Below are 19703 nucleotides of genomic sequence, written 5' to 3' on the forward strand. Positions count from 1 at the left end.
CTAGTTCAAAGTGGCTATCATCACCGAAAGCCAGTGATTTCAATACATTTCGATTTTGGCACGCTCCTTGTATTTACGATTGTATACAATGTGAAAACAAGGATGCGACATGATGAAAAAGGAATTCCCAGTCAGCGACAGACTCGCTAACGCAGATTTGCTTCCGGATAAAGAACAGAAGTGGGGCTGAAACGATTGCACCACCATTGATCGATTCTGCACCAAAAGTTCCACCATAGACGTCATTCTTCAGGGCGTAAACGCCGATGATTGTTTCTAAGTTAATAAAATCGTTACGGTTTTTATTTTTATCTTAAGTTGGCGCAATCGTTGCAAATGACTCGATAGATGTTTCAAACGTTTCATTATCGATAAGGAGATTCACAATGAAAATAGTTGCAGCAATGTCGAGTGTGCTCATGTCTGCCAGCCTGTTGTTCGGTGCGACCACCGCGCAAGCCGACCAACTGGAGTCTGTCCAACAGAAAGGGGTGTTGAAAGTTGCGGTTCCCCAAGACTTTCCGCCTTTTGGTTCTGTGGGGACTGACCTTAAGCCTCACGGATACGACATTGATATGGCCGGGTATCTGGCCCAAAAGCTCGATGTCAAACTGGAATTGGTGCCGGTCACCAGTGCAAACCGAATTCCTTACCTGCAAACCGGTAAAGTGGATTTGGTGATTTCGAGCATGGGTAAAAATGCGGAACGTGAAAAAGTGATCGATTTCAGTGCGGCGTATGCGCCTTTCTATCTCGGCGTATTTGGTTCATCGGATGAAGCGGTGACCAGCGCGCAGGATCTGAGCGGCAAAACCATCGGTGTGACACGCGGCTCAGTGGAAGATTTGGAACTGAGCAAGATTGCGCCGAGCGACGCCACCATCAAACGTTTTGAAGATAACAACGCCACGTTGTCCTCATTCCTGTCTGGTCAGGTGAGCCTGATTGCGACCGGCAATTTGGTGGTGACAGAAATCGCAACTCGTTATCCGGCCAAAGCGCCACAAACGAAGTTCCTGCTGAAAAACTCACCATGTTATGTGGGGGTGATGAAGGGCGAAGACGCACTGCTAAAAGAAGTGAACCGTCTGATCACCGAAGCGAAACAAGACGGTGTGTTGGAAGGCTTCTCGCAAAAATGGCTGAAAGCACCGTTTCCTGCGGATCTGGGTGCGTAACGTGAAGGGCGAAGCATGAGCTATCAGTTGGACTTTAGCGGTTTGACGCCTTACCTGCCACAGTTTGTGGCAGGGTTGGGCACCACCGTAGAACTGACCATCATCTCAACCGTTGGCGGACTGTTGCTCGGCACATTGTGTGCGGGCGCAAAAACCAGTCAGGCCAAATGGCTGAAGTTTGTTTGCACCTGCTACATCGAAGTGATCCGTAACACCCCGTTTATCGTGCAGTTGTTCTTTATCTTTTTTGGTCTGCCGGCACTCGGTATCAAACTCAGCGCCTGGCAGGCGGGCGTGATTGCGATGGTGATTAACTTGGGGGCGTATTCGGCGGAAATCATTCGCGCTGGTATCGAAGCGACACCAAAAGGGCAGTGGGAGGCAGGGAAAACTTTGGGATTGACCCGCATGCAGATTTTTACACGCATTGTGATTCCGCCTGCGTATCAACGTGTTTATCCGGCGCTTGTCAGCCAGTGCATCATTGTGATGTTGGGGTCTGCGGTGGTGTCACAGATTTCGGTGGAAGATCTGACGTTTGCGGCCAACTTCGTTCAGTCGCGCAGTTTTCTGAGTTTTGAATCGTACATGCTGACGGCGGCGATTTATCTAGTGCTTGCGATTGTGATGCGCCAGATGTTTGCGTTCGTTAAACGTGTCTCGTTTAAGAACCCGTCGTTGTAGGAGAGCGCCACCATGATGCAATTTACCGATTGGGATATTTTTCGCAGCCTATTGATGGCCGCTCGCTGGACCGTTGCACTGTCGCTGATCGCTTTTGTCGGCGGCGGGTTGCTCGGACTGTTGATTACCTTGCTGCGTAGCACGCGACACTCCGTGTTTACCGGCGTCATCAAGTTGTATGTGGAACTGTTTCAGGGCACGCCGCTGCTGATGCAGCTGTTTCTCGCCTTCTTTGGTTTATCCCTCGTGGGCGTGGAAGTCAGTGCCTGGACAGCCGCCGTGTTGTCATTGACGTTATTCAGCAGTGCCTTTTTTCACGATATCTGGCGCGGCTGTATCGAATCACTGCCGAAAGGCCAGTGGGAAGCGTGCCGCACTTTGGGGCTGAGCTATCTGCAGACCATGCGTTACATCATTGCGCCGCAAGCCGCGCGTCTGGCCATTGCGCCAACGGTCGGATTTTCGGTTCAGATTGTTAAAGGCACTGCGCTGGCATCCATCATCGGATTCGTTGAGCTGACCAAAGCCGGCACCATGCTCAACAACGCCACATTCCAGCCGTTCAAAGTGTTCGCGCTGGTTGCACTGCTTTACTTTGCCATTTGCTTTCCGCTTTCTGCGTTAGCCCGATATTTGGAGACTCGAAACCATGTCGCTCGTTAGTGTTGAACAAGTCCATAAATATTATGGCGAAAACCACGTCCTGAAAGGGGTCGACTTAAAAATCAATCCGGGTGAAGTGGTGTCGATCATCGGCCGCAGCGGCTCGGGGAAAAGTACGCTGCTGCGCTGTATGAATGGCTTGGAAGACTACCAGGAAGGCGTGATCATTGTGGACAGCCAAGCGGTAGAAAACGACGATTACAAATTGCGCCTGTTGAGCCGCAGTGTGGGCATGGTGTTTCAAAGCTTCAACCTGTTCCCGCACATGACCGTCGGCGAGAACGTGATGCTGGCACCAAAGCTGGTCTTAAAGAAAAGCAGTGAAGCGTGTGAAACACTGGCCCGTGAACTGCTCGAAAAAGTCGGTCTGGCCGATAAGTTTGATGCCTATCCGACCAATCTGTCCGGCGGCCAGCAACAACGCGTGGCGATTGCACGTTCATTAGCCATGAATCCGAAAGTGCTGTTGTGTGATGAAATCACGTCAGCGCTGGACCCGGAGCTGGTTGGCGAAGTGCTGAAAGTGCTGGAACAACTGAAAGCGGAAGGGATGACACTGATTCTGGTGACGCACGAAATGAACTTTGCCCGCGATGTGGGCGATCGCGTGGTGTTTATGAATCAGGGGAAAGTGTGGGAAACCGGGCCGAGTGAAACCGTGTTTGCAGCGCCGCAAACCCCAGAGCTACAAAGCTTTTTATCCGCCGTTCGTTAATCATCTTGATGGAGTCAGCATGACCAATAATCACCACTCACTCAGTGAACGAATTACCCAGCAATATTCACGCTTGACCGAAAGCAGCCGCCGGGTGGCAGACTATCTGCAACTGAATCCGGAAAAGATTTTAATGCTGTCGACGGCTGAAATCGCTGAAGCCTGCTCGGTATCGAAAACCAGCGTGAGTCGTTTTATTCGTCAACTGGGTTATGAGGATCATGTTGCACTTCGTCAGGAGCTGATGCAGGAGCGCGAAAAGGGGATTCCGGTATTAACATCCAATATCGAAGACCCAGAAATTCAACACGATATGCGCGCCTTAGAGCAACTATGGGCGCAGTTAGCGACGCTGGATGTCACGGAATTGGTTGAGGCCATCGCCAACGCCAAACGGGTGAAAATCATCGGCTATCGGAACAGTTACCCGCTGGCGATGCATTTTCGTCAGCAACTGATGCAGTGTCGCGCCAACGTGGAGCTGCTGCCGTTGCCGGGCCAGACCTTGGGAGAAGATTTGGTCTCGATTGCGGACGACGATTTTGTCATTGTGATTGGTATCCGCCGACGCGTTGCTCAGTTTGAAAAGATCATTCATCACCTGAGCGGTAAGCCGTGTTTACTGATCACCGACCAATCGGGTCAGAAGTATGCCGATGCTGTGGCACATTTTTTAGTGTGTCATATGAATAATCAGGCACCTTTGGATAGCTATGCCGTGCCTATGAGCTTAATATCCTATTTGGTTAACAAAGTGTATCGTCACCTCGGACAACATGCCGCCCAGCTGAGTCGCCATATCTCGCACAGCTATGCGCAATTGAACGAAGTGGAATAATTCAAACGTAACATCACACAACATAACAAAGAGCAAAAATAACGACATGAATGTATTAGCAAAAATCAAAAAGGAATGGTTTCTGGTCGGGATGGTGGTTGCCATTCTGCTGGCGACTGTGACGTCTGAATTTGGCCGTTCCGGTGGCATGATCCACTTGGATCAACTGACGGGCGTCGGCGTCGCCATTGTCTTCTTCCTCCATGGTCTTGGGCTTTCTCCTCAAGCGATCAAAGCGGGCGTGACTAACTGGCGTCTACACATTTACATTCAAATCGCGACATTCGTGGTTTACCCGATCCTGTGGGTCATTTTTGGTGAGGCGTTCCTCGCTTACATGCCTGCGGCGCTGGCATTTGGCTTCTGTTATCTACTCGTTCTGCCAAGCACCATTTCGTCGTCGGTGGCAATGACCAGCGTCGGCAAAGGGAACGTTCCGGGCGCAATCTTTAACGCATCACTTTCCAGTATTATTGGCGTGTTCATCACACCACTTTTGATTCAACTTTTTATGGGATTTGAAGGCGTACAACTGGATTTGCTGGACTCGGTGATCTCGATTTCCAAACTCTTGCTGCTACCGATGATTGCGGGCCAACTCATGCGTCCTTATTTAGTCGCTTGGGTGGATCGTCATAAAGCGGTGGTCAATAAGGTCGACAAATACGTGATTCTTCTCATCGTTTACAACGCCTTCTGTGATTCCGTGGTGAATGGCATTTGGAGCGAGTTCTCGATGGGTTTGCTGGTCAGCTCTATTGCGATTTGTACCGTGATTCTGCTGTTTATGGTGCACCTGATTCAATGGGGCGCACGCCGCACCAAATTTACGTTGCCGGATGAAGTGGCTGCGGTGTTCTGTGGGACGAAGAAAACACTGGCCGCGGGCATTCCGATGGCGAAGGTGATTTTCGGCGCGGATCCATCGCTGGGGATGATTTTGCTGCCTATCATGCTGTATCACCCGATTCAGATTTTCTACTGCGCAGTACTGGCGAACCGTTACGCGCGCCAAAGCGAATCCCTGAAGACGGTGACCAACTAAGCAGCATCAGTCGATTCGCTGCAAATCGCTTCAAAAAATCAACAAAAGCTTAGGTGCTGCGGATTCAGCGCCTAAAAGGAACACCACGGAAGGATACAGAATGAGTAAGGACGCTCGTATTTATTGCGCTCAGGGGCCAGACACGCTGCCCGCCACCGCGCAGGGAACGCTCTCTGGCACCCGATTTGTCTTCAAAGATTTATTTGACGTCGAAGGCTACGCCACAGGTGCGGGCAATCCCACTTGGCTGAAAACCCATCAAATGGCGACGGCCACATCACCACTGATCACCGCGCTGCTCGGGCAGGGCGCTGAATGCGTTGGCCGTGTTCAAACCGACGAGCTGGCATACAGCCTCAATGGTCAGAACAGTCATTACGGCACACCCATCAATCCGAAAGCGCCGAATTGTATTCCCGGCGGTTCATCCAGTGGCAGCGCGGTCGCAGTGGCGAAAAACGATTGCGACTTTGCTATCGGCACCGACACGGGTGGGTCAATCCGCGTGCCGGCCAGTTATTGCGGCTTATTTGGCTTGCGTCCAACCCTCGGCACGCTTGATCTGTCCCACTGTTTTGAATTAGCGAAAAGTTTCGATACCGCCGGCATTTTCACGCGTGACTTACGCCTGATGCGCGATGTGTGGTCGGTGCTGGTGGCACGTCATCAATCCGGCGAACGAGTGACGCGCGTTTATCTCGATGCGCAGTGCCAAGCGGTGATGAGCGCCGCTCGTCTTGAACGTTTGAGCCAGCAGTGTCAGCGCGCGGGGATTGAGATCATTCAAGGTAATGTTCTGGCACAAAATGGCTGGTCACTGACGGACCTGAGCTTACTGTTTCGCACCATTCAAGGTTTTGAAATTATCGAACATCACGATGCGTGGCTCACGCAGTATGGCGACAGTCTGGATCCGGCGATCGGGGAGCGCGTTGAGTGGGCCAGAACCATCACTTGTGAGCAGTATGACCACGCGAAAGGACGACAACAGGATTTTCAGCAACAGATACTGACACACCTGAAGCAACAACGTTGCCTGTGGGCAATACCGACCACGCCATCGGGCCCGCCGTCACTGACGATGCCGGCTGGTGAACTGGCGGTCTATCGCTCGCAGTTGATGGGGCTGACCAGCATTGCAGGACTGTCGGGATTACCGCAACTCCATCTGCCCATGGAAGAATTATTAGAAGGCCCGTGCGGTATCTCACTGATGGGTTTGCCTCATCAGGAAGAGACGCTGCTTGTCACGGGTGAAGCCGTTTACAACGGCGCATGTTAAGGAGAACGTGAATGAAGCATCAAACGGCATTTACTGCCCCGCACTTTAAGGCCGCGCAAGTCGGTCAGCAGATTCTCGACGCTGGCGGCACCGCCAGTGAAGCCATGGTCGCTGCTGCCGCGATGATTGCGGTGCAATACCCGCACATGAACGGCATTGGTGGGGACAGTTTTTGGCTAATCGCTAAAGCAGGCCAGACACCCGTTGCTATCGATGGCTGTGGCGCTGCAGCGTTGAATGTGGATGTCGAATACTATCGCGCGCTGGGTGATGAACTGCCATTCAGTGGCGGTGAATCGGCGATTACCATGGCCGGCACCATTGCAGCGTGGCAAAAAGCACTGGAAGTAGATGCGGGGACATTGACGTTAACCGAACTGCTGCAACCTGCAATTGATGCCGCCCGTGACGGTGTGGAAGTGACGCAAAGCTTAGTCAACGCCAGCGAAAAAACCTTTGAACGCCTAGCCTCATTGCAAGCTTTTGCGCAGAACTTTCTCAAGCAGGGCCAAACGCTCAAAGTCGGCGATACCTTAGTGAACGAGGCGCTGGCCAACACATTACAAACCTTGGCTGAGCGTGGGCTAGATGATTTCTATCGTGGCGAGATCGCCGCCTCTGCGGCGAAAGAGCTGCAAGCCGCAGGCAGCCCGCTGACGTTGGACGACTTTCACGCTCATCAGGCAAAAGTGATGGCACCGCTCACCGTCAACACTGCCAAAGGGCGTTTATACAACTTCGGCGCGCCCACACAAGGTGTGGCATCACTGTTGATTCTGGCGATTTACGATCGGCTGGCATCACAAGCGCAAAGCGAAGTCGACCACATTCATCTGTTGGTTGAAGCGACCAAACAAGCCTTCATCATTCGCGATCGAGAAGTGTGCGACGAAGAATTTTTAAGCCAGCCGCTGCAGGAATGGCTCATCGACGCCGTTGTTGACCAGTGTGCGGCCAATGTGTCCTTAAATGAGGCGCTGCCTTGGCCGCATCAGGCCAAACCGGGCGATACCATTTGGATGGGCGCGAGCGATCAATACGGCACCATGGTGAGCTTCATTCAAAGCGTGTATTGGGAGTTCGGTTCGGGTGTGTTTTTACCAGAAACGGGCATTTTGTGGAACATTCGTTCAAAGAGCTTCTCGCTCGACGCCCGTCACCACAATGTGTTGGCGCCGGGCAAAAAGCCGTTCCATACCTTGAATCCGGCCTATGCCGAACTCGCTGATGGCCGCCGCATGAGTTACGGCACCATGGGCGGCGAAGGCCAGCCACAAACGCAAGCGTGCTTGTTTAGCCGCTACCACTATCAAAATTTCTCGCTCAGTGATGCGATTGCTGCGCCGCGTTGGCTGCTTGGCCGCACATGGGGCAACAGCACCAACAATTTACGACTTGAACAATCGCTGTATGAGCAATATGGCGATGCCTTAAAACAACGTGGCCACGATGTCACCTTTGTGGCCGATTGCAACGAACTCATGGGACACGCTGGCGCAATCATTCTCGATACGCATGGAAAGGCGTGTGCGACCAGCGATCCTCGTAGTGATGGAACCAGTTTACTTGGAGAATAACATGACCGCCCAAAACGAACTTTTTGAAACCCTGAACCCACCACAGCGTCTGCTGATGGGCCCGGGACCAATCAATGCCTACCCACGCGTTCATCAGGCCATTTCTCAGTCTCTGATTGGCCAGTACGATCCGGTCATGACCGGCTACATGAATCAGGTGCAGTCCCTGTATCGCGGTGTTTTCCAGACCCAAAACCAGCAGACCCTGTTGGTGGATGGCACGGCGCGCTCCGGCATTGAAGCGGTATTGGTGTCGGTGTTACAGCCCGGCGACAAGGTACTGGTGCCGGTGATTGGCCGCTTTGGTCACTTGCTGTGTGAAATTGCTCAGCGCGTTGGCGCTGAAGTGAAGACCATCGATATCGAATGGGGGGAAGTGTGCCCGCCGGAAAAAGTCGAAGCGGCAATCAAAGCGTTTCAACCGAAGCTACTCGCGACCGTGCAAGGCGATACCTCCACCACAATGAACCAGCCGCTCAAAGAGATGGGCGAAATCTGTCAGCGTTATGGCGTGCTGTTCTACTGTGACGCTACCGCATCAATTGCGGGGAACGATCTTAAAGTCGACGAATGGCATCTTGATGCGGTGTCGGCTGGCTTGCAGAAATGCCTTGGCGGGCCTTCCGGTTCAGCGCCTATTACCCTGAGCGATCGCTGCGCAACCGTGATTAACCGCCGTAAACACGTCGAAGCGGGCATTCGTGCCGACCACCACACCCAAGGCGAAGAGGCGATGATTCAGTCCAACTACTTCGATTTGGCGATGATCATGGATTACTGGGGCCCAGAACGGTTGAACCACCATACGGAAGCGACGTCGATGCTCTATGCCGCACGTGAATGTGCGCGCCTTTTCCTTGAAGAAGGCGCAGACAAGGTGATTGCACGCCATCAACAAGCAGGGGATGCGCTGGCGGCAGGCCTGCGTGCCATGGGGTTGGAATTGTTCGGCAACCAAGCTTACAAAATGAACAACGTGGTCGGCGTCTACATTCCGGCCAATGTGAATGGTGATGCGATTCGCCTTGAGCTGCTGCAACGCTTCGGGATTGAAATTGGCACCTCGTTTGGTCCGCTGCATGGCAAAATTTGGCGCATCGGAACCATGGGATACAACGCCCGCCAAGAATGCGTGCTGGCAACGCTTGCAGCGCTGGAAGCGATTTTGATCAAACACAAAGCAGCGATTGTGCCGGGGCAATCCGTCGTTGCGGCAATGGAATTCTATGCCTAATCACACCAGTCAGGTGGATGCAAAATACAACGTGAGTTTGGCGAATCAACGCAAGGAGCGCTGATGATTACAGCAGAAAAAAATACCATGGCGCAGCAGGCGAAAAAGCTGATGGAGCAAGCCGACACGCTGGCTCAATTCAGCGCTGACGAGGGCGCAATCACGCGCGCCTATCTGACGCCTCAGCATCGCGCCGCCCATGACCAGCTGGCGCAATGGATGCGTGATGCGGGCCTTGAAACCTGGCAAGACAGTGTCGGTAATCAGTGGGGGCGTAAAGTGTCCGCCAATCCGACCCAACCGACGCTGATTCTCGGCTCTCATAGTGACACCGTCACTAATGCAGGCAAATATGACGGCAATTTAGGCGTACTGCTGGCCATCGAAACGCTTGCTCAACTGGCGGATGAAGCGTTTCCGTTTCATGTCGACGTGGTTGCGTTTGCCGATGAAGAAGGCACCCGTTTTAACACCACATTGATCGGTTCCAGCGGCGTGGCTGGATGCTTTCATCCGCAATGGCTGGACGTGAAAGATGCCGATGGCATCTCGATGGCGGATGCGATGCGTGCGTTTGGCCTGGATCCACAACTGGCTGGCTGCGATGCACGTTTGGCGGAAGATACGCAGGCGTATCTGGAAGTGCATATTGAGCAAGGCCCAGTATTGGAAGCGGAGAACCTGCCAGTCGGCGTGGTCACCGGGATTGCTGGTGCGAAGCGCTTTCAATGCCAAGTGAAAGGCATGGCGGGCCATGCGGGCACCGTGCCAGTAGATTTACGCCGCGATGCGTTGTGTGGCGCTGCGGAAATGATCATCGCCATCGAGAAGTTCGCGCAGCAAAATGGGATTGTTGCCACCGTTGGTAAATGTGACGTGTTGCCGGGCGCTGTCAACGTGATTCCTGGCGACACCCGTTTCACGATTGATATTCGCAGTTTGTCGCAAGCCACATTAGAACTGTGCACGGTTGATTTGTTGGCACAGCTTGCCGACATTGCCCGCAATCGCAACTTGGGGTTTGACTACCAAACCATCTACCAAGCGGAAGCGGTGTTGTGCAGTGAGAAGCTTCAGCAACAATGGGCGGATGTGGTCGAAACCGTCACCCAGATCGCGCCCCGTTTTCTACCGAGTGGTGCAGGGCATGACGGGCTGGCTATGACCAAACTCACCGACATTGGCATGCTGTTTGTGCGCTGTGAAAAAGGGATCAGTCACCATCCGCGAGAGCAGGTGATGGAAGCTGATGTGCTGACCGCACTCAACTGCTTTGTTGAGATGGTGAAACGCTTTCGCTAACCGTCATCATCGGATAATTCAACTGAAAGCCCGGTAATAACCGGGCTTTCTCTTTCTATTTCTCTCGCAATCCGATGTCATTCATCGTGGTTTGGACGCTGTGGTGGTTGATGGTTTTTCATAAACGTATCCACTTCGGTTTCGGTTAACTGCCCATCACTATTGCTATCCATGTCGCTGAAATCACGCTGCATGGGGCCTTGCACTTCATCTTGTGTCAATACGCCATCGCCGTTGCTGTCCATATCCGAAAAGCTCGGAGGCGGTCCCATCTCCGGGCGATCGCTCGGTTGGTTTTGAGCCATGGCCGACGCCGACAACAAAGTGCAGCCCAATAAGGCAAAAAGCGAAATAGATTTCATGTGTTCGTCCTTCATTGATTGGAATATTGAATGTCGTTCTTATGATTGAACGCAGCATTGGAGCGATGACTGGGCAAAGGGTTCGCGACTTTACATTGCTTTACACTTCGCTTAGCCACGCATTGTGCGTGAACATTTAATGCAATAATTCTCAAAACTGATAAAGCGTAAATAAGAATGGATTCTATTTGTATTTAGTGGAAAGCCCACAAATATGCGCTAGAGTTTATATCATTCTTCAACAAAGAAGATGAGGGGCGGTGGTCACCCGGTGTGAGCAGCACGATGAATTCGTCACGCACCCAAACGATCACGGTGCTCAGTGTGGTTGAGTCACTCTATGAAGCGGGAAAGGCACGAAATTGACACAGTTCAATCGTCTTGATGGGTGTTTTTGAGTGGCAAGCGATCACCATGCTTGAAACGAACGCAACAACGTCAACTGTCTCCATTGGCAATGGAGCGCGAGGCTAGAGTGATGAAAAAGACATACTCCTCTTCAGATTACAGTGAAGGCTTTCTGTTTTCCTACTTTATGCAGTTATTTCCAACCTTCATGATCATTGCGTTGGTGGTGATCGCGCTGTCCAATATGCCGGATTTGTCTCTGGCAGCATTGATTCAACAGGTCTCCTCGGTGAGCAATTAAGTCACTATTCTGGTCACTTGATTTCTCCTTGAACCCGCCCGTGGGTTGTCCATCAACGATAAAAAAGCCACTTGGTTCCTCCAGGTGGCTTTTGTTTATCTTCGTCTTTTCAATTAGTTGAGTGCAGACAATGCCTGCTTAAGCTGCTGGCGTTCTTCGTCCGTCATCTGGGTTTTATTGAGAAACGGCATATCTGCGCTGTCTACGGCGCGAGCAATGATGCGTGATTTCCAGCGGTTAATGTCCTGCCAGCTATCAAATACCGCGCCACTCGGCGCTACTTTGAAGATGTCATCCGTTGGCGTGGCACTGTGACACTGGCTGCACCGTTGTTCGATGATCTGCTGCGCAATGTGTTGATCCGCATTGAGCGACGCTGTGATCGTCGCACTGGCAGGCGCAGCATCACGCGCATTTGATTTCGCCATATGCATCTGTTCGGTCGCTTGCCAGCTAATCACGACGGCCAGAGCAAACATCGCGGCCGCACCAGAAAACATCACGAACGGTTTTTTCTCACCGGCATGTTTGAGGTTGAAGTAGTGACGAATATACGCACTGATCACCAGAATCAGCATCCCCACCAACCAGCTGTGCGCATGTTGATACACCATCGGGTAATGGTTGCTGATCATCAGGAAAATCACCGGCAGTGTGAAGTAGTTGTTGTGAATCGAGCGGCGTTTGCCTTCTAGTCCGGGCGCAGGATCGACCGGTTCACCCGCGGCCACCTGCGCAACCATTTTACGCTGACCCGGAATAATCTTATGGAAGACGTTATTGACCATAATGGAGCCAATTAATGCCCCCATATGGATGAACGCGCCGCGGCCGCTGAACAGGTGCGTAAATCCATAGAAAAACAGCGCACCAAAAGCGATTAACGCGCCACTGAACAGCAGCGTGTTGCGGCCAAGCGGAGAGCGCATCGAGCCCTCATACACCACGACGCCAAGCAAAATACCGCCCACACCCACACCAACCGCTTGCAGCGAGGTGAGTTCCATCACACGTGGGTCGACCAGATACGCTTGCGCGTTGAAGTAATACATCCAAATCAGCAATGCCGAACCCGTCAGCCAGGTCGAATAGGCTTCCCATTTAAACCAATGCAGTTTCTCCGGCATTTTTTCCGGGCCAACCTGATATTTGGCCACTTCATAGAAACCGCCACCATGTACAGCCCAAAGATCGCCTTTAATACCTTTGTCTTTTTTCCATTGCGGCGGGGTTTCTAAGCTGTTGTCCAGCCACGTGAAATAGAAGCTCGCACCAATCCATGCGATGCCACAAATTACATGAAACCATTTGATGAATAACGCAAACCATTCGTAGAGTTGTGGCCACATAACACCATATCCTTTTGATAGACTAATTTTCCATGAACGTAAGTTCTCTCGATCACTCGCTCATCGCCAAGGGTGATCAGGGCGAAAAGCTGCTCAGACAAATCCTGACAACGCAATGTGCGCTGTTTGAGCATTGGAAATGCAGTGAGATCGAGTTCGATGAAGTCGGCTTCAGTGCCGATGTTAAAATTCCCAATCAGGTGATCGAGTCCCATTGACGCGGCGGCGCCTTGCGTGCAGAGGTAGAGCGATTCAAACGCATCGAGGCTGACGCCTTGCAATTGACAGATTTTGTAGGCATCTGCCTGATTGCGCAGCAGGCTCAAACTGGTGCCGCCCCCCACATCGCTGGCAATCGACACCGGAATCCCGGCGTCTTTCGCTTTGTCATACGGAAACAGGCCGCTGCCGAGAAAGAGGTTGGAAGACGGGCAGAAGGCGATGGACGCACCGCTACTGGCCAGCGTTTGTTGTTCACGCTCGCTCAGATGAATCGCATGGCCGAACAGCGCACGGTCGCGCACCAGATGATTGCGTTCATACACCCCCAAATAATCATCATCGTGCGGATAGAGCTCTTTCACCCACGCCACTTCGTTGATGTTTTCGCTCAAGTGAGTCTGAATGAAGGTATCCGGATGCTCATCGGCCAACTGTCCGGCTTTTGCCAACTGTTGCGGCGTGCTGGTTGGCGCAAACCGCGGCGTAATTGCGTACAGGGCACGGCCTTGATTGTGCCAGCGTTCGATCAGCGCTTTGCTGTCGCGATACGACGATTCAGGCGTGTCTTGCAGTGCGTCAGGACAGAAGCGATCCATCATCACTTTGCCGCAAACCATGCGCGCGTCGTATTGCTCGGCCGCTTCAAAAAAGGCGTCCACCGACTGTGGATGCACCGTTGCGTAAACGCTCGCCGTGGTCGTCCCATGCGCAAACAATTGTTGCAGGAAAAATTGCGCCTGAACTTTTGCGTAGTCGTAGTTGGAAAAGCGCAGTTCAGTCGGGAACGTGTAAGTGTTGAGCCAGTCGAGCAATTGTTTGCCGTAGCTGGCGATGATTTCGACTTGCGGAAAATGCACGTGCGAATCAATCATGCCGGGAATCAACAACCCGCGGTGCTGGATCACGTTGCCCTGGATCAGCAACGCTTTATTGGCCGACACCGAGAAGAACGCTTTCGCATCACCCACATGCTGTATACGACCATGTTCAATGACTAAAACACCGTCGTTCCAGTATTCATAATTGTCCTTTGGTGACAATGTCACTTTAGGGAAGTGCAAAATGCTTCCCCGGTGAACTTGCCATGCTGAATTGTCTTTCACCATATTAACTGCCTCGGTAACTCGAGTAGGAATAAGGCGAGAGCAGCAATGGAATGTGATAGTTGCGCATTTCACTCACCGTGAAATGCACGTCGATCATTGGGAAAAATGCCTGTCCAAATTGCGCCTCACAGTAGGGTTGCACTAAAAATCGTAGCGTGTAGTTGTGCGTATCGAGTGCGACCTCGGTAAATTTGACTCGGCCATCTTGGTCGGTTTGTGCTTCAGCAAGGCACTCAAAACTGCCCAAGCGAAACAGCTTGACGGTAATATCTGCGGCCGGGCGGCCATTGGCGGTGTCGAGTACATGACAACTTAATTGATTCATAGGTACGCTTCCATTCTGATATGACTGATTTTTTGTTGTTCAATTGCAGCTTGTTGCAGCTCTTGTTGGTATGTTCGGTGAATACGTGCCTTGAGCAGGCCCAGCATGTCGTCGGCACTTTTGTTGGTGGCGCAGACAATGAAAATAAAGCCAAACTTTGCGCGGTATTGTTGATTCAACGCCAGCAGTTCTTGCAGCGTTTCATTGGACGCCAGTTGAACCAGACCTTGTTCCTTGGCACTCAGCGCTTTACCCTGCGCGTATTTCTTCTCAAGACTGGCCATGTCACCGATCATCGGGTGTCCGGCAAAGGCTTCCAGCCAATCGGCTTCTTCAAGCTGGGCAAACGCGGCATCTGCGGCATCGTTCAATGCTGCGGCCGACGCAAACGGCATCGCCGCCTGCATAAGTTGTTGCCAACGTCTGCTGGTACAAATTTGTGCCAGCTGTTCTTCACTCAAATCGAGTTGATTCAGGGTGGAGTTCATTCGTGCGTTTCCTTGAGTGATTTGCGCGCTTGGTTGGCTTGCTGCCACTGCGCATCACCATTTGATGGCGCTGGTGTTTGATGAGCGAACAGGCCAATCAATTGCGCCGCGACAGACACCGCCACTTGCATTGGTAACTTTCCTTGTACATCTGGGAGGCCGATTGGGCAGGTCAGGGCATCAATCCATGCCGGATTGCTCAGCTGTTCTTTGAGACGAAACTCAAACCGTTGACGCTTGCCTTGCGAACCAATTAAACCCACAAACGCAAAGCGCCGTGCTTCTAGCGCAGACAGCGTTAATTCGAAATCCAACGCGTGATCTTGGGTCATGATGATGAGATAGGCGTTATCGTTCAGGCTGGTCATCGCCTGACGCGGGTCGTCGCAATGGTGTGTTTCGACGCCAAGTTGAGCGAGCGGCGTGAGCCACTCAGCACGGTTATCCACCACTTTTACGTGACACGGTAACTCAGAAAGCACGCGCGTCAACGCCTGACACACGTGGCCTGCACCGAAGATGACCACCTGCGGCGTTTGCGTTTGAAAGTACTCAAACATCACTTGTACCGCACCACCACAACATTGCCCCAAATCCGCCGCGAGAGAAAAGCGTTCAATCGTGACGTCGCTGTGCTTGGCTTTGAGATGTTCACGCGCTAGCGCAATGACTTGATACTCCAGATTGCCACCGCCTAGCGTGTCAAACTGCGCCGTCTCTGTGATCACCATCTTGGCACCGCTGGTACGAGGCACGGAACCAACATAAGCGACAACCGTTGCGATGCAGTACGCTTCGCCGCGCTGTTCGAGTTGCTGACACGCCGCGAGCCAATTGAGGCCCGGACTTGCCAGAAAGGCGTTATGAGAGAATGACATCGGCGTTCTCCTTCACTGGATGGCTTTCAAGCAACTGCTGTTGATGCTCACAGGCGCTCAAAATCATTTCGCCTGTTGCCGGCGCATGCAGGTGCGGCGCGCAGCGATGCTCAGAAATGGACGCCACTGCGTCATAAATAGCGCACCAGACGCTGATCGCATGCATGAACGGGGGCTCACCAACAGCTTTTGAGCGATAAATGCTGTGCTCCGGATTGGCTTTGTCATACAGCGCAATCTGCATCTGTTTTGGGTAATCACCAATGGTCGGAATTTTGTAATTCATCGGACTGTTGCTGAGCAGGCGACCGTCTTTGGCCCACACCAATTCTTCGGTCGTCAGCCAACCCAATCCCTGAATAAACGCGCCTTCGATCTGGCCGCGGTCAATCGCCGGGTTAAGGCTGCTGCCCACATCATGCAGAATGTCCACGCGATCCACGCGCAATTCGCCCGTCAACGTATCAATGGTGACTTCTGAGCAAGAGGCGCCGAGCGAGAAGTAGAAGAACGGGCGACCCGTCGCGGTGGCACGGTCGTAACCGATTTTTGGTGTTTGATAAAAGCCACTGGCCGAGAGCGACACGCGATGCATGTAGGCTTGTTGCACCAGTTCCGCCCAAGAAACAGGGTTCGCGGCACCCACCAAAGTGTCGTTGACGATATCCAGGTCATCGCAGTGATAATGTTCGCAAGCAAACGCCAGTAAACGTTCCTTGATGGTCATGACCGCATTGTGAGCTGCCATCCCATTGAGATCGGCGCCTGATGAGGCGGCGGTCGGTGAGGTGTTTGGCACTTTGTCGGTGCGTGTTGATGTTACGAGGACTTTATCAAGCGAAATCCCCATCGACTGCGCCACAATCTGCTGAACCTTGGTGTGCAGACCTTGGCCCATTTCCGTCCCGCCGTGCGAGACCTGCAATGTGCCATCAGTGTAGATGTGAATCAGCGCACCCGCTTGGTTGAGGTGCGTGGCGGTAAACGCGATGCCGAACTTGATGGGGGTGAGCGCCAGACCTTTTTTCAGCACCGGATTGCGCTTGTTCCACTGTTCGATTTCCAAGCGGCGCGTGCGGTAGTCTGCGTCAGCTTCTAACTGCTCGATGATGCCGCGCATCTCGTCATACTGTTCCACTTCCATCCCGTATGGCGTGATGTTTTTGCCCGCGCGATACAGGTTGTTCAGGCGCACATCCAGTGCATCGAGTCCGGTGGCTAGCGCCAGTTCCTGCATCGCTTTTTCAATCACGATCATGCCTTGTGGACCACCAAAGCCTCGAAACGCGGTGTGAGAGACCATATCGGTTTTGAGACGATTGCCAACCACCGTGGCCTTGCCGAGGGAATAGGCATTGTCGGCATGGAACATCGCGCGATCGACAATGGCATCCGAAAGATCCGGCGAGTGACCGCAGATGCCGTTCACTTCAACACTGGCGGCTTGGATCACACCTTGTTGGTCCGCCGCAAGTTGATAGCGGTTATAGAAGGGGTGGCGTTTACCCGTTGCTGTCATGTCCACGGCGCGTGGCAAACGCATTTTTACCGCACGTTTGGTGTGAAACGCACCCAGCGCCGCCATACATGCCCATTGCGCAGCCTGACTCTCTTTACCGCCAAATCCGCCGCCCATGCGGCGCATATCGACGGTGACTCGGTTAAAATCAACCGCCAGCACTTCGGCAACCAGCTTTTGGACTTCCGACGGGTTTTGGGTTGAAGAGCGCAGAAAGATGCCGCCATCTTCAGTGAGTTCAGCAAGGCTCGCTTGGCCTTCCAGATAAAAGTGCTCCTGACCGCCCACATGTAGGTCACCATCAAGATGAATGTCGGCTTGGTCGAACAGCGTCGTGTCGGGATTCGGGCCCATTTGATGGCGAGCCAGTAAAGGTTCGTGAAGACTCGCTTCGGCATAACTCAGGGTGACATTGTCACTTTTTGTATATTCAACGTTGGCCAGACGAGCCGCTTTCCAGGCCTGTTCATGACTGGTCGCCAGCACCAAAGCGATGGGTTGACCGAAATAGCGAATCTCGCCGTTCAGCATCAGCAACGGGTCACCTTTAAAGATGGTTCCGATGTCTTTTTCGCCCGGAATATCGTCCGCCGTCAGCACTCGAACGACACCGTCGGCCTGACTGACAGCGCTCAGATCCACCGAGCTGACTTGGCCCTTAGCAATCGCGCTGGTGACAACGGCTGCGTGTAAACAACCGCGCGGCGTTGCGTAGTCATCTAAAAACTGCGCTTCACCACTGACTTGTTTTTCGGCACTTTCGTGCTGGTGAGAACGCCCAACCACCTGGAACGCGGTGTGCGGCTGCGTGTGTGAGGATTCAATCGACGTTAATTTACGCATGTTGCACCAACCTTGTTTCAACGTGTTGCGATTCCAGATAAAAGCGTTGCAGCAGGTTTTGTACCAACTTCACTCGATAGTCAGCACTGCCACGTACATCGCTCAGTGGCTGAATCAGTGTAGGCACTAGGGCTTTTGCGGCGTGAACGATAGGCAGTGACAATGGGCGGCCAACGAACACTTTTTCCAGCTCATGCAGTCGCACCGATTTCGCGGCGACGCCGCCTGCTGAAATGATGCAGTGCTTCACACGACCATCGGTTGCAATGGTCATATTGATGCCCAGCGTCACGGTCGCAATGTCATCTTCGTAACGCTTACTGATTTTGTAGATTGCATGATGCTGATTCGGCGCCAAACGCGGCAAGTGAATCGCGCTGATCCATTGATTGGGTTTCAATACCGTTTCGCGATAGCCGGTAATGTAATCTTCGGGTGCAAACAGAATGCGAGTTTCACCATCATCGACTTCGATACGGCCATTGAGACTGATCAGAAGCGGGGCGATGTCGCCAATCGGCGAGGCATGGCCAAGACTGCCACCGAGCGTTGCGCGGTGACGAATGGTTAAACTGCCCAAACGTTCAATGACTTCATCAGCGGTTGGGAAATGCGCTTTGGCAAATTCGTGAACCTGATTCATCGGCACCGCTGCGCCAATTCGCCAGCCTGACGTGGTTTCAGAAATCCCCAGCAGATCATCCACATGCGAAATATCGATGAGTTGCGGCAGCGACTTCATGTGTTGGGTCACTTCGAGCGATAAATCGGTCCCGCCTGCGATAATTTTGGCATCCGGCATGACGGCAATCGCTTCAGCCAACGCTTGACGGTTAGCTGGACGCGCGTAATGTGGCTCGCTGCTTTCGGCCACAGAACCGAGCCAGAGTTTCACGGCTTCGTCATCACGGCTGAGTGGGTCTTCAATTTGGCTGTGAGCAATGGTGTTCGCGGCGTCAATCAGCGGGCCATAGCCTGTGCAGCGGCATAAATTTCCGGCGAGAAAATCGCTGGGGTTTTCGGGAGCCGTTTCTTGTTTTGAAAGGGCGTACAACGACATCACAATCCCCGGCGTGCAAAAGCCACATTGCGTGCCGTGTTTATCGACCACCATTTGCTGAACCGGGTGCAACGCGTCACCCTGTTTGAGATGTTCAACAGTCCTGATCTGTTTGCCATGCAGTGCATGAATTGGTGTAATGCAGGCGTTGATCTGACGATAACGAAGGCGCTCAGATTCATCCAGATCGACCATGACGACGGTGCAGGCACCGCAATCGCCACTGGCGCATCCTTCTTTAGAGCCTGTCATCTGTTTTTGTTCGCGCAAATAGTTGAGCAGCATGGTATCCGCCTTGGCCGATTCCACTCTGATCACCTCGCTGTTAATCATGAGCTCTAACATAACTTCCTCTGTCTTTAAAACTTGTCCAATTGGTCAACT

19 protein-coding genes are annotated in these 19703 nt (G+C 52.7%); 11 read left to right on the forward strand and 8 right to left on the reverse strand.

Features of this window, described 5'->3' with window-relative positions; genetic code table 11:
• Positions 1 to 386 precede the first annotated feature (386 nt).
• From VFA_RS17040 to VFA_RS17085, 10 genes are all read left to right on the forward strand, one after another.
• A complete protein-coding gene (locus tag VFA_RS17040) occupies positions 387 to 1178 on the forward strand; it encodes a transporter substrate-binding domain-containing protein (RefSeq protein WP_004728096.1) in 792 nt (263 codons plus the stop codon).
• Between the two features lie 15 nt (positions 1179 to 1193).
• Positions 1194 to 1862, forward strand: a complete 669-nt coding sequence (locus tag VFA_RS17045; RefSeq protein ID WP_004728097.1) for an amino acid ABC transporter permease — start codon at positions 1194 to 1196, stop codon at positions 1860 to 1862.
• Positions 1863 to 1874: 12 nt separating this feature from the next.
• Positions 1875 to 2525, forward strand: coding sequence for an amino acid ABC transporter permease (locus VFA_RS17050; RefSeq protein WP_004728098.1), 651 nt, complete (start codon positions 1875 to 1877; stop codon positions 2523 to 2525).
• Positions 2512 to 3240 (forward strand): amino acid ABC transporter ATP-binding protein, encoded by a 729-nt coding sequence (locus VFA_RS17055; protein ID WP_004728099.1) that lies wholly within the window; start codon positions 2512 to 2514, stop codon positions 3238 to 3240. Before VFA_RS17050 ends, VFA_RS17055 begins: the two co-directional genes overlap by 14 nt.
• Positions 3241 to 3259: 19 nt before the next feature.
• Positions 3260 to 4078, forward strand: coding sequence for a MurR/RpiR family transcriptional regulator (locus VFA_RS17060; RefSeq protein WP_004728100.1), 819 nt, complete (start codon positions 3260 to 3262; stop codon positions 4076 to 4078).
• A 46-nt stretch (positions 4079 to 4124) separates the two neighbouring features.
• On the forward strand, positions 4125 to 5123 hold the full coding sequence (locus VFA_RS17065) for a bile acid:sodium symporter family protein (RefSeq protein WP_004728101.1): 999 nt from the start codon (positions 4125 to 4127) through the stop codon (positions 5121 to 5123).
• 100 nt (positions 5124 to 5223) lie between these two features.
• The gene (locus VFA_RS17070; protein ID WP_004728102.1) at positions 5224 to 6405 is read left to right on the forward strand and encodes an amidase; all 1182 of its coding nucleotides are present in this window, start codon (positions 5224 to 5226) and stop codon (positions 6403 to 6405) included.
• 11 nt (positions 6406 to 6416) lie between these two features.
• Positions 6417 to 7982, forward strand: coding sequence for a gamma-glutamyltransferase family protein (locus VFA_RS17075; protein WP_004728103.1), 1566 nt, complete (start codon positions 6417 to 6419; stop codon positions 7980 to 7982).
• Position 7983: 1 nt separating this feature from the next.
• On the forward strand, positions 7984 to 9216 hold the full coding sequence (locus VFA_RS17080; protein WP_004728105.1) for a pyridoxal-phosphate-dependent aminotransferase family protein: 1233 nt from the start codon (positions 7984 to 7986) through the stop codon (positions 9214 to 9216).
• Between the two features lie 63 nt (positions 9217 to 9279).
• Positions 9280 to 10518 carry an allantoate amidohydrolase gene (locus VFA_RS17085; RefSeq protein WP_004728106.1) on the forward strand — a complete coding sequence of 413 codons (1239 nt, stop codon included), beginning with the start codon at positions 9280 to 9282 and terminating at the stop codon, positions 10516 to 10518.
• Positions 10519 to 10595: 77 nt separating this feature from the next.
• Here the strand turns inward: VFA_RS17085 and VFA_RS17090 are convergent, their stop codons facing one another.
• Positions 10596 to 10880: an EF-hand domain-containing protein gene (locus tag VFA_RS17090; RefSeq protein WP_004728108.1), complete on the reverse strand. Its 285-nt coding sequence runs from the start codon at positions 10878 to 10880 to the stop codon at positions 10596 to 10598.
• Positions 10881 to 11358: 478 nt separating this feature from the next.
• Between VFA_RS17090 and VFA_RS23930 the strand changes: the two genes are divergently transcribed.
• The gene (locus VFA_RS23930) at positions 11359 to 11529 is read left to right on the forward strand and encodes a hypothetical protein (protein ID WP_167498033.1); all 171 of its coding nucleotides are present in this window, start codon (positions 11359 to 11361) and stop codon (positions 11527 to 11529) included.
• A gap of 113 nt (positions 11530 to 11642) precedes the next feature.
• Here the strand turns inward: VFA_RS23930 and VFA_RS17095 are convergent, their stop codons facing one another.
• The 7 genes from VFA_RS17095 to xdhA are packed head-to-tail and all read right to left on the reverse strand — an operon-like array spanning position 11643 to position 19664.
• Complete coding sequence (locus VFA_RS17095) at positions 11643 to 12878, reverse strand: urate hydroxylase PuuD (RefSeq protein ID WP_081454487.1); 1236 nt, start codon at positions 12876 to 12878, stop codon at positions 11643 to 11645.
• Positions 12824 to 14206 (reverse strand): guanine deaminase, encoded by a 1383-nt coding sequence (gene guaD, locus VFA_RS17100; RefSeq protein WP_004728114.1) that lies wholly within the window; start codon positions 14204 to 14206, stop codon positions 12824 to 12826. Before guaD ends, VFA_RS17095 begins: the two co-directional genes overlap by 55 nt.
• Position 14207: 1 nt before the next feature.
• Positions 14208 to 14531, reverse strand: coding sequence for a hydroxyisourate hydrolase (uraH, locus tag VFA_RS17105; protein WP_004728116.1), 324 nt, complete (start codon positions 14529 to 14531; stop codon positions 14208 to 14210).
• The gene (gene uraD / locus VFA_RS17110) at positions 14528 to 15019 is read right to left on the reverse strand and encodes a 2-oxo-4-hydroxy-4-carboxy-5-ureidoimidazoline decarboxylase (protein ID WP_004728117.1); all 492 of its coding nucleotides are present in this window, start codon (positions 15017 to 15019) and stop codon (positions 14528 to 14530) included. The genes uraH and uraD overlap by 4 nt, the downstream gene beginning before the upstream one ends.
• Entirely contained in the window at positions 15016 to 15897 is an 882-nt protein-coding gene (gene xdhC / locus VFA_RS17115; protein ID WP_004728119.1) for a xanthine dehydrogenase accessory protein XdhC, read from the reverse strand. Before xdhC ends, uraD begins: the two co-directional genes overlap by 4 nt.
• Positions 15881 to 18259 (reverse strand): xanthine dehydrogenase molybdopterin binding subunit, encoded by a 2379-nt coding sequence (xdhB, locus tag VFA_RS17120; RefSeq protein ID WP_004728122.1) that lies wholly within the window; start codon positions 18257 to 18259, stop codon positions 15881 to 15883. The genes xdhC and xdhB overlap by 17 nt, the downstream gene beginning before the upstream one ends.
• Positions 18252 to 19664 (reverse strand): xanthine dehydrogenase small subunit, encoded by a 1413-nt coding sequence (gene xdhA / locus VFA_RS17125; protein ID WP_004728123.1) that lies wholly within the window; start codon positions 19662 to 19664, stop codon positions 18252 to 18254. The genes xdhB and xdhA overlap by 8 nt, the downstream gene beginning before the upstream one ends.
• Positions 19665 to 19703 lie beyond the last annotated feature (39 nt).

The organism is Vibrio furnissii CIP 102972 (assembly GCF_000176175.1).
GTDB lineage: Bacteria > Pseudomonadota > Gammaproteobacteria > Enterobacterales > Vibrionaceae > Vibrio > Vibrio furnissii.